7 protein-coding genes are annotated in these 11,559 nt (G+C 66.8%); 4 read left to right on the top strand and 3 right to left on the bottom strand.

Annotation, left to right across the window (positions count from 1 at the left end; all coding sequences use genetic code 11):
- Positions 1–33: 33 nt before the first annotated feature.
- The 3 genes from LRA87_RS12025 to LRA87_RS12015 are packed head-to-tail and all read right to left on the bottom strand — an operon-like array spanning position 34 to position 3,705.
- Positions 34–1,413, bottom strand: a complete 1,380-nt coding sequence (locus tag LRA87_RS12025) for a family 4 glycosyl hydrolase (protein ID WP_230631700.1) — start codon at positions 1,411–1,413, stop codon at positions 34–36.
- On the bottom strand, positions 1,397–2,326 hold the full coding sequence (locus LRA87_RS12020; RefSeq protein ID WP_230631699.1) for a carbohydrate kinase family protein: 930 nt from the start codon (positions 2,324–2,326) through the stop codon (positions 1,397–1,399). The genes LRA87_RS12025 and LRA87_RS12020 overlap by 17 nt, the downstream gene beginning before the upstream one ends.
- Entirely contained in the window at positions 2,323–3,705 is a 1,383-nt protein-coding gene (locus LRA87_RS12015) for an APC family permease (protein ID WP_230631698.1), read from the bottom strand. The genes LRA87_RS12020 and LRA87_RS12015 overlap by 4 nt, the downstream gene beginning before the upstream one ends.
- Positions 3,706–3,869: 164 nt before the next feature.
- Between LRA87_RS12015 and LRA87_RS12010 the strand changes: the two genes are divergently transcribed.
- From LRA87_RS12010 to LRA87_RS11995, 4 genes are all read left to right on the top strand, one after another.
- Entirely contained in the window at positions 3,870–4,763 is an 894-nt protein-coding gene (locus tag LRA87_RS12010) for a MurR/RpiR family transcriptional regulator (RefSeq protein WP_230631697.1), read from the top strand.
- A 138-nt stretch (positions 4,764–4,901) separates the two neighbouring features.
- Complete coding sequence (locus LRA87_RS12005) at positions 4,902–7,700, top strand: TonB-dependent receptor (protein WP_230631696.1); 2,799 nt, start codon at positions 4,902–4,904, stop codon at positions 7,698–7,700.
- A gap of 23 nt (positions 7,701–7,723) precedes the next feature.
- Positions 7,724–9,217 carry a CehA/McbA family metallohydrolase gene (locus LRA87_RS12000; RefSeq protein ID WP_230631695.1) on the top strand — a complete coding sequence of 498 codons (1,494 nt, stop codon included), beginning with the start codon at positions 7,724–7,726 and terminating at the stop codon, positions 9,215–9,217.
- Positions 9,207–11,558: a GH92 family glycosyl hydrolase gene (locus tag LRA87_RS11995; protein WP_230631694.1), complete on the top strand. Its 2,352-nt coding sequence runs from the start codon at positions 9,207–9,209 to the stop codon at positions 11,556–11,558. Before LRA87_RS12000 ends, LRA87_RS11995 begins: the two co-directional genes overlap by 11 nt.
- Position 11,559 lies beyond the last annotated feature (1 nt).

Here is an 11,559-nt window from a genome sequence, read left to right as displayed (position 1 = left end):
TCCCGGCAGGCGGAGGGTAACATGGCGGTCACCTCAGCAATGCTGGCAGGTCGGGTCGAGCAGGTCCTGCAACAGCGCGCCGGTCGGGTCCCATTCGCCGATCGCCGGGTGGATCAGGAATGCCTTGCGCGCGGTCGGTCGTTCGCCGGTCAGCGCGGCATCGATCGCGGCGCGTTCATAGGCCTTGATGCCATGGACGAGGCCGATGGCGGGATCGGGCAGGGGCTCGATCGGCAGCGGGGTGATGGCATCGCGCTCGATCCGCGACGAGGTTTCGACGATATCGGCATGGCGCAGGTTGGGGATCGCGCCGAGATTGCGGGTGTTGACGACGATCGTCGCCGGCTTCGCGCCAGTCAGCGCGCTCATCACGTCGATCGCGATCTTGTGATAACCGCTGGCGACGCGAAACGGATCGACGTCGAACGTCGATTCGGGATCGAACGCCGATCCCGCCTCCGCCTCCAGCTTCATGTACGAACCCGACCGGCGGTTGAGATAGGCGGCATAGGCGGCGATCGCGCCCCGCCCGTCGTCGGCGCCCAGCCGGTCGCGCAGAGTCGCGATCAGCTCGACGTTGAGTGCTTCGACCTCGGTGCCGCGGCTGGAGCCGTGGCGGCTCTGGTTGGCGAGCGCGCGGCGACGTTCGTAGTAGAAGAACAGATATTCGGTGGGGATCAGCCGCAGCGCGCGGATCATCGCCTTGTCGAACACCGGCGCGGAATAGAGACGATCGAGGATGGCGTCGTCGGCGAGCACCCGGTCGAAGACGTCCTCGCCATGCAGGCGGATGCCGCGCACCCAGCCGAGATGGTTGAGGCCGACGTAATCGCACTCCACCTCGTCCAGCGTCGCGCCGAGCGCGTGGGCGATGTTGTGGAACAGCTCGGTCGGGGTATCGCAAATACCGACGATCTTCGCCTGCGTGTGGTCGGCGATCGCCTGGGTGATCAGGCCGGCAGGATTGGTGAAGTTGACGATCCACGCATCGGGGCTGAGCCGTTCGACCAGCCGCGCCTGCTGAATCGAGATCGGCACGGTGCGCAGCGCCATCGCTGCGCCGGCGGGGCCGGTGGTTTCCTGGCCCGGGAAGCCGTGCGCGATCGTGGTCCGCTCGTCGGCGGCGCGGCCGGCGATGCCGCCGACGCGGATGCTGTTCATGACGAACGACGCGCCCTCGACGGCGTCTTCGATCGACGATGCCTCGCGCACGATCAGGCTGCCGCCCTCCTGCCGAACGATCGCACGGCCCAGCGCGGCCATGATCGCGAGGCGATCGGCATCCGGGTCCCACAGCACCAGCTCGCGCGCGCCGAGCGCCTCTGCGGCATGGTTGACGCCGAAGGTGACGAGGGGCGTGCGGACGCCGCCGCCGCCGATCAGCGTCAGCTTGCGGTCAATAGGTGCGGTCATGGATGCTCCGGAGTTCGTTACGATCGGGGATGGCGGCCAGCGCGCCTGGCCTGCGCGTCGACAGCGCGCCGGTGATGCAGCCGCGTTGGAGCCGTTGGAGGGGGGAGGCGTCGTCGAGCAGCGCGTCGATGAAGCCGGCGTCGAAGGCGTCGCCCGCTCCGGTGGCGTCGACCGCGATCACGGCGGGCGGCGCGGTGGTGACGATGCGGTCGCCCTCGAGCGCCGCCGCGCCGCGTGCACCGAGCTTCAGCATCGGGTGGCGCAGGCCGATCGCGGTCGCGTGGACGAAATAGGCGACGGGGTCGGCGTGGCCGCACAGCAGCTCCGCCTCCTTCTCGTTCGGCATGAGATGGTCGATCGCGCGTAGTGTCGGCAGGTTGGCGGGGTCGGCGAGCCAGGCGGGTTGATAGCCCATGTCGAGCGAGGTTCTGATCCCTGCCGCAGCCAGCGGCGGCAGCACTGCGTCGGCGACGTCGCGCGCCAGCGGCATGGCGAAATGGACGTGGCGGGCCTGCGCGAGGATGGCCAGGCCCGCGCCTGTAGCGAGCGCGCCGACCTGCCGGTTGACGCCGACATGGGTGAAGAACGAGCGGTCGTCGGCGGTCGAGACGCTGATCGTCGTACCGGTCGCGCCGTCACCGATCGCCAGACCATCGACTGCGACTCCGTATCGTGCCAGCCCGCGGGCGAACCAGTCGTGATCGTCGGACCCGACGAGGCCGACGAGCGTCACCGCGCGACCGAGCTTCGCCAGTCCGCAGGCGGTGGCCGCCGCACCGCCGCCCATCTCTCGGACATAGGCGTCGGTGACGACCTCCTCGCCCGGCTGCGGCCAGACGGGAAAGCCGCTGAAGACGTGATCTACATAGATCTCGCCGACCACGGCGACGTCGTATCTGGGACGAATGCTCATCGTTCGAACGGCCAGCTGGCGCGGCGGCGGGCAAGGCCGAGGAACACGGCAGTCCCGAGCATCATCGCCGCGATGCCGCCAAGGATATGGATCGGGCGGCTGGTGCCGACGATGAACAGCCACCCGATCAACGTCACCACCAGCGGCAACGGATAAAGCGGCATACGAAATCCGCTGGCGGCATCGGGTCGTTTCTGGCGTCGCAGCAGTACGACCGCGAAGCATTGCGCGGTATATTGGAACAGCGTCTGTACCACGATCAACGCAGCGATCAGATTGTCGAGGCTGACGAGGCACGCCACTGCCGATGCGGCCCCCATGAACAGCAGTGCCACCGTCGGGAAACGACCACGCGGATGCAACCGGGCGAACGGCGCGAAAAACTCACCCTCGACTGCGGCGGTGAAGGGCACGCGCGAATAGCCGAGCAGCACGACGAGCGCGGACGCCCAGCTGGCGATCAGGATCAGCACCGCGACGATTACGCCGCCGGCATGGCCGTAGATCACCTGCATGAAGTCTGCGACGACGGCCTGGCTCTTCATTGCCTGTTGCCACGGCAGGACGCCGAGGATCGAAAGATTGAGGCCGACGTATAGCGTCGCGACCAGCGGGATCGAGATCAGTACAGCGCGCGGGATGGTACGGCGCGGCTCCCGCACCTCACCGCCCAGCATGCAGACGTTGTTGTAGCCGCCGTAGTCGTAGACGCCGATCAGCGTCGCCGCGCCGAGCCCCATCCAGAACGCCGAGGTCGGGCTGAACGCGCCTGCCGGGAACGAAAAGGCGCGGGCGGCATCGAAGTGGAACGCACCGCTGACGATGATCCACAAGCAGGCGCCGATCACGATCGCGCTGACCGCCACAGACAGGCGCTGCACCGATCGCACATCGCGCCACAGCAGCCCGGTGTTGAGCAGGCAGACGCCCGCCGCCAGCGCCGCGATCCCCCAGCCGGTCAGCGCCGGCCACAGGAAGGTGGCGTAATGCGCAAGGCCTACCGTTCCGGATGCGATCGACATCGGTCCGATCAGCAGCGTCTGCCACAGATAGAGGAAGCCGAAGAGCCGTCCCAGTTTTGCCGGGCCGAACGCTTCACGCAGGTAATGGAACGGGCCGCCCGATCGTGGCAGTGCCGAACCCAGTTCCGCCCAGACGAAGCCGTCGCACAGGCACAGCAATGCGCCGAGCAGCCAGCCGAGCAACGCCTGCGGTCCGCCCATCGCGGCGAGCGCGAGGGGAATGGTGATGAAGGGACCGATGCCGATCATGTTGAGCAGATTGGCCGACAGGGCGCCGGCAAGGCCGATCTGGCGGATCGTGCCGTCGGGATGCGGGCCGTCCGATCCTGGCCCGGGGAGCGCAGCCGGGACCGTCATCGCGGCGATGTCCGGTCGTCATCCATCGCCTTGCCCCCGTTTGCCGCTATACCCCGGATAGACAGATATTGCCGTATGTTTGTCAATATGGAATTTCCATTCCATAAATGTTCGTTGAATCCGAGCCGTTAATTTCTATGGTTGCGCCTGGTATGGAGATGGGAATGACGGATATGCCGGGGCCGGCACCCGCAACGGCTGCCGAATTGCGCGATGCGATCCTCGCGCGCTACGACGGCTTCAGCAAGCGCCTGCAACACGTCGCGCGCTATGTGCTGGATCATCCAGACGACATGGCGTTGCAAACGCTGACGGTGATCGCCGAGCGCTCGGGGACGCAGCCCTCGGCGATCGTGCGGTTCGCCAAGTCGCTGGGCTATACCGGCGCGGGCCCAATGCAGCGGCTGTTGCGCGAGACCCTGCTCGCGAACAATGCGTCGCTGGGGTACGGCGAGCGGGTCCACCAGTTCACCGCGACGGTCGATCATTCGGTGTCGGCGCGTGGCGTCGGCGCGCTGATCGACGAATTCACCGAAGGCGATATCCTGGCGTTGCAGAATACGCGCGCCACGATCGGGCATGACGGGCTGGCGGATGCGGTGGCGCTGATCCGCAAGGCGCAGATCGTCCACCTCGCCGGCATGCGCCGCGCATTCCCGGTGGCGGCGTATCTGGCCTATGCCATTCCGCAGGCGGGCAAGCCGACGATGCTGATCGACGGGATCGGCGGTCTGGCGTTCCAGCAGTTCCGGGCGATGTCGTCCAAGGACCTGCTGATCGCGATCAGCTATCATTCCTACGCCCCCGAGACGATCAGCGCGGTCGAGGCGGCGGCGGCGGCGGGCGCGAAGATCCTCGCGATCTCCGACAGCCTGACCAGCCCGATCGCCAAGCTGGCGACGCAGACGATGATCGTCCGCGAATCCCAGGTGCGTGGTTTCCGGTCCTTGTCGGCATCGCTGTGCGTGGCGCAGGCGCTGGTTGTCGGCCTCGCCTATGAACAGGAGCGCGGCGCACGGCGGCGGGGGCGTGCGTCGACGGCCACCGACGCCTCCTAAGGAGCAATAATGAAATGCCTCTTCCATAAAATAAACGATATAGAAAAATCAAATTGACATAAAACTGTCCGATATGTTCTCTATCGGCACGCCATCGGTCCGGAATGGACCGCTGGAATGACGCGAAGGGGGCATTGTATGCGACGTGTTGGGGTCAAGGGACGGCTTCTGTCCGGAGTGATGGGCGGAGCGATGATGTGCATCGCCGCGCCGGCGATGGCGCAGACCGTCCCGGTCGGGGCCACGGAACCCGCTGCCGAACCGGAGCAGACCGCCAGCCAGGCGCTGACCGACGACATCGTTGTAAACGGCAAGCGCCAGCGCACGGCGCTCAACGAAGAACGCGACGCCATCGCGACGATCGACATCGTCACGACCGGCGACGTCGCGATCAATTCGCAGACCAGCGTCGCCGACCTCGCCAAGGCGCTGCCGGGTGTATCGGTCAGCCGCGATCAGGGTCGCAACCAGAGCGCGACCGGCGAGGCGCAGTTCGTGTCGATCCGCGGATTTGACACCAGCTACAACGCCTACACGCTTGATGGTCTGCGCCTGCCGCAGGTCGCGGGTTCATCGCGTGCGATCTCGCTCAACTTGTTCTCGCCGTTCGCGATCGGCGGGATCGCCGCCGACAAGACGCCGGGTGCCGCGAAGGATTCGGATTCGATCGCGGGCATCATCGACCTGCGCACACCGACTGCGTTCGATTTCAGCCGCTCGTTCACCCGTGCCCGTGTGCTGGCGCAAGGCGCGCAACTGGCGCTCGATCGCAAGCAGAAGGGGCTGGGCGGCGCTGTCGGTATCGATGCCGCACGCCGGTTCGGCGGCAGTGAGCAGTTCGGCGTCTATGTCGCGGGCTATTACGAGGAACGCGCCAATGCTGGTGAATCGACCGCGGTGCAGAACGATTACAAGCTGACCAACTATAACGTCGATGCCAATGTCAGTGCCGCGCGCGTCGCGGATGCGCCACTGTCCGCAGACGGCATCCAGTGGAATTTTTACAACAACGAGATCAAGCGGTACGGCGCGACTGGATCGCTCGATTTCCGCAGCGATGCGCTCGATCTGTTCGCCCGCGTCAACTACGCGACGTATCTGAACACCAACACGATGAACCAGACAGCGTTGCGCAACGAGGTGACGACGGGGCAGGTCAATCCCAACCCGTTGCGGACGCTGACCGGTGGCAGCACGACACGCAATTACAACGCCGCGGGCGTCTTCACCCCGCAGGGCGTCAACCCGGCGAGCTATTTCCGTACCGAGGACGTCGAGCAGGAATTGTTGTCGCTCCAGTTCGGCGCGAAGGCGCATTGGAACGGCTTCACCGCCGCGATCGAGGGGGCCTATGCCGATGGCCGGTTCGACCAGCCGCGCCGGATCGAGGCTGCGTTCCGCGGGATCGCGTATAACGGTGCGCCCGGCAACACCGGCACCTCGCTGGAAGGCGTCAACGTCGATCTGTCCAACGCCCGGTCGCCGCGCCCGGTGCTGTCGTCGGGTGCGAGCGCTTTCGTCTCGACGCTCGACCGGCCGACCCAGCTCTATGTCCAGCAGGGCTACGACTTCCTGTCGGAGAACAAAAAGACCATCAAGGGCAGCATCGGCTGGGGTGGCGACGGCTTCCTGAGCGCCGTGTCGGTCGGTGGATTGTACGAGGATGCCGACCGCGAGGGGCGCAGTCTGGTGCCAGACGCGACGCGCTATCGCTTCCTGACGCCGTTGCAGGCGGGGACGGTGCAGGGGCCGACGGTCGGCCAGTATTTCGGCGACGTGCTGACCGATTTCCTCGACTACAACCCGATCCGCCCGATCAAGGTGATGTCGCGCAGCCAGTTGAATTCGCAGGTCAGCCAGTTCGTCAATCTGGCGACGGTGCCGGCCGCGACGATCAACCAGGGGCTGCTGGACGGCAACGAGAAGCGCAAGGCGATCTATGCGACCGCGACGTTGAAGCTCGGCGCGCTCGAAGTGATGCCAGGCGTTCGATATGAGGACAACAGCTTTTCCGCCCGCTATTTCCTGTCGGATGCGGACGGCGCGCGCTTCATCTCGGCGGGCCGCCGCTACGACCATGTCGATCCCAGCGTGCTGGCGGCGTGGAAGCCCGACGACCGGTTGGTCGTTCGCGCCGCCGCGCGATCGAGCTATACCCGCCCCTCGTTCGACCTGATCGCCGGTCCGACTCGGATCACCCGCGATCCGGCATCGAACGCGATCATCGCCATCGCCCAGCCGAACCCGGACCTGAGGCCGGTGTCGGCATGGAGCTACGATGCGGGCGTCGATTATTATGGCGGGGTCGGGCGCTACGTCCAGCTGGCGCTATATTATAAGGATCTGAGCAACTTCGTCGTCAACACCGCGACGCGGACGGCCGGCGAGACGATCGACGGCATCGTCTATACCCGTCCGATCAACGGCGGCGGCGGCAAGGCGAAGGGCGTCGAGGCATCGGGTCGCTTCACGCTGGGCGAGCTGGCCGGTGGTGGCCTGCTGGGCAATTTCGGCGTGGGCGGCAACATCACTTACCAGCAGACGGAGGCGACGTTCATCATTCCGGTCGGGACGAACCGAACGGTGCGGACCAGTTCGCTGCCGCAGGCGCCGGACCTGATCTACAACGCCGAGGTATTCTACGCCGGCGGCGGGTTCCGCACCAACCTGTGGTATAACTACACCGGGCGTATCCTGGCGGCGGTGCAGGACAGCCAGCCGGATATCTATGTCCAGCCGGTCGGCGAGCTGAACTTCGGCTTGGCCTATGAGGTCACGGCCAATCTGGAAGTCGGCATGTCGGCGCGCAACCTGCTCGACCAGCACACCTATTGGGCGACGGTCGGCAAGTCGGAGAAATACATCTCCAACGACCGCAACGGCGGCTACATGAAGACCGGGCGCGTGTTCCAGTTCAGCCTGACCATGAAGATGTAGGGACAATGTAGGAGCGGTTCGACATGGCGCGGTGGATATTGCTGTTATGGCTGGCGCTGTTCGAGGTGCCGGCCGCCGCCGCGCCCGATCGTGCGCCCGACGTGGTGCTGGACGGGATCGTGCGCGATGCCGACCGCGCCACGACGCGCGACCTGCCGTTCGACGTTCCCGCCGGCACCGCGCAGGTCCGCGTCGCCTTCACCTTCGAAGGGCGGGACCGCGGCACGACCATCACGCTGGGCGTCGCCGATCCGCAGCGGTTCCGTGGCTGGGGTGGCGGCACCAAATATGCCTTCACGATCGGCGAGGCCTTCGCGACGCCATCGTTCCTGCCCGGACCGGTGCCGACGGGCCGGTGGCGGCTGATGATGACGGTCCCCAGCATTCGCGTCGGCGATGCGGCGAAATGGTCGGCCCGCATCTGGTTCTCGAAGGCGTCGGACCTCGACGAGGTCGCGTTTTCGCACTGGCCGATCCGCGCCGGCGCGGGCTGGTATCGCGGCGACCTGCACAGCCATAGCGGCCAGAGCGACGCGCGCTGCCGCAGCCTTGCCGGACGCGAGGCGGGGTGTCCGCCCTTCTACACGTTTCAGGAAGCGGCGGCGCACGACCTCGATTTCGTCGCGCTGACCGATCACAACGTCACGTCTCACTTTATCGAGATGGGCTATCTCCAGCCGCATTTCGACACGCTGCTGCTGATGCCGGGGCGCGAACTGACGACGCGCGACGGGCATGCCAATCTGCTCGGCTATATGGGACCGCTCGAAACCGATATCGGTCGACCGGGTGCAGCGACCGTCAACGCGTTGATCGCGAGCGCGCATGCGACCGGCGGGTTCCTGACGATCAATCATCCTTCCCGCCCGACCGGCGAGGATTGCCTCGGCTGCGGCTGGGCGACGCCCGACACCGATTATGCCAAGGTGGACGCGATCGAGGTCGTCAACGGCGGCAGCACGATCGAGACGCCCGGCGATCGCGAGGCGGCGGTGCTGAAGCAGGTCCATTATTGGGAAGCGCTGCTCAACCGCGGCTATCGCCTCGTCGGCGTGGCGGGGTCGGACAATCACGATGCGATCCAGTATCGCGGCAATTCGCCGATCGGGGCGCAGGCGGCGATCGGCAGCCTCGCCACCGTGATCCATGCCGACGATCTGTCGCAGGGCGCGATCCTGAAGGGGCTGCGGACCGGCAGGGTCTTCGTCGATCTGGACGAGGGGCGGGGCCGGATGCTCGACCTGACCGCGCGTCGTGGCGGTGATGTCGCGGCAATGGGCGGCACCCTGCCGCGCCGTACCGGGCGGATCGCTGCGGTGGCGCATGTAGAGGGCGTGACGGGCGGACAGGTGTCGCTGGTCGTCGATGGCCGGCGACGGCGATCCGCGCCCATCGCAACCGCGACCGCCGACGTGGCGCTGGTCCTGGCGCATAGCGCCCGGCGCTGGTTTCGTGTCGATGTCCTGCGCCCGGACGGGCGGCTCTGGCTGATCGGAAATCCCATCTATGTCCGCTGATCCGACGATCGACCGCCGCAGCCTGATGGTCGGCGGCGGTGCCGCTGCACTGGCGGCGACCGTGTCCGTACCCGCAGCGGCGGCGGCCGGCGAGCAGCCCTGCGACCTAGTCGATCCGTTCATCGGCACCGGCGGCCACGGGCATACCTACCCCGGCGCGGCGCGACCGTTCGGGATGGTGCAGCTGGGGCCGGACACCGACAATGCGCGCTGGGATGCCTGTTCTGGCTATCATCACGACGACCGTTCGATCCTCGGCTTCTCGCACACGCACCTGAGCGGTACGGGCGTCGGCGATCTGCTCGATGTGCTGGTGGTGCCGCGGGTCGGGCCGGTGGTGCTGGATCCCGGTTCGCTGGCGAAGCCGGAGGGCAGCTATCGCCAGCGTTTCTCGCATGCTGACGAGCGCGCCTCGCCCGGCTATTACGCTGTGCGGTTTCCCGACAGCGAAATCGCGGCGGAGCTGACCGTCACCGAACGGGTCGGGCTGCACCGCTACGTCTTTCCGGGGCCGGGACATCTGCTGGTCGACTTCGCGCACGGCAATCGCGACGAACCGGATGCGGCCAGCATCGGCTTCGACCCGCCGCGCCCGACGCCGGTGACTGATGCGACGTTGCGGCTCGTCGGGCGCGACATGCTGGTCGGCAGTCGCCGGGTGCAGCAGTGGGCAGGCGGGCGGGTCATCCACTTCGCGATGCGGCTGTCGCGTCCGTTCGCGGAGGCGCGGCTGCACAGCAACGACCGGCCGGTAGCGGGCGGCGAGGTATCGGGTGCGGCGCTGAAGGTCGCGCTGATGTTCCCCGACGCCGGCACCGCGCCGTTGCTGGTCAAGGTCGCGCTGTCCGGCGTCGATATCGACGGGGCGATCCGCAACCTCGATACCCAATTGCCGCATTGGGATTTCGATCGCGTCCGGCGCGAGGCGCGGCAGGCCTGGACGACCGAACTGGCGCGGATGACGGTCGAGGGCGCGAGCGTAACGGACCGGCGCATCTTCTACACCGCCGCCTATCACGCGCTGCTGGCGCCGACATTGTTCTGCGACGTCGACGGGCGCTATCGCGGCATGGATACCGCGGTCCACACGGTGCCGGCGGGGTCGCGCAACTACAGCACCTATTCGCTGTGGGACACCTATCGCACGCTGCACCCGTTGCTGACGCTGGTGCAGCCCGATCGCAACGCCGACCTCGTCCGCGGGCTCGTCCGGATGGCGAACGAGAGCCCGCACGGCCCGCCGGTGTGGCCGTTGCAGGGGATCGAGACGCATTGCATGATCGGCTGGCATTCGGCGGTGGTGATTGCCGAGGCGGCGGCGAAGCGCGTACCCGGCATCGACTATGCCGCAGCCTGGCCGCGGTTTCGCGAGCTGGCGTTCGATCGCGATACCAAGGGCCTCGATCCCTATCGCCGGCTCGGCTTCATCCCCAGCGACAAGGTGGCGGAGGCGGCGAGCAAGACGCTGGAATATGCCTATGACGATTGGGCGATGGCGACGCTCGCCGACGTGGCTGAGGCGCCCGACGACGCGGCGAAGCTGCGCGAGCGGTCACGCAATTATCGCAACCTGTTCGACGCGAAGACCGGCTTCATCCGGCCGCGGCTGGCCGATGGCGGCTGGGCCGAGCCGTTCGATCCGACCGCGCTGGGCCATGACATCCGCCACTGGCGCGACTTCACCGAATGCAATGCGTGGCAGGCGACGTTCCTGAACCAGCACGATATCTACGGCCTGATCGCCTTATTCGGCGGGGATGCGGCGTTCGAGGCGAAGCTGGATGCATTGTTCGCCGCCGACAGCGCGATCGCGGGGGAGTCGGTGCCGGACATCTCGGGCATGGTCGGGCAATATGCGCATGGCAACGAACCGAGCCATCACGTCGCCTACCTCTACGCCTATTGCGGCACGCCGTGGAAGACGCAGGCGCGGGTGCGGATGCTGCTCGCCGGCCAGTATCGCGCCGCGCCCGACGGCCTGTCGGGGAACGAGGATTGCGGGCAGATGAGCGCATGGTATCTGATGAGCGCATGCGGATTGTACCCGGTCGATCCGGTCAGCGCGCTCTACGTCTTCGGCGCACCGCAATTCGCGCGGGCGACGCTGGACGTCGGTGGTGGCCGGCGCGTGACGATCGAGGCGCCGGGCGTGTCGGCGGAGGCGGTCTATATCCAGAGCGTGACGTGGAACGGCCGACCCTGGACCAAGAGCTGGATCGACCACGCTGAATTGGCGAAGGGCGGCACATTGGCGTTCACGATGGGACGGCGGCCCAACCGGGCGTTCGGTCGCGATCCGGCGGATCGTCCGCCTTCGTTCGGCCGGCTTGCGACAGCGTGAG

The sequence above is a fragment of the Sphingomonas sp. Leaf37 genome (assembly GCF_920939475.1).
Taxonomy (GTDB): domain Bacteria; phylum Pseudomonadota; class Alphaproteobacteria; order Sphingomonadales; family Sphingomonadaceae; genus Sphingomonas.
This window is presented reverse-complemented; position numbering and strand designations above follow the sequence as displayed.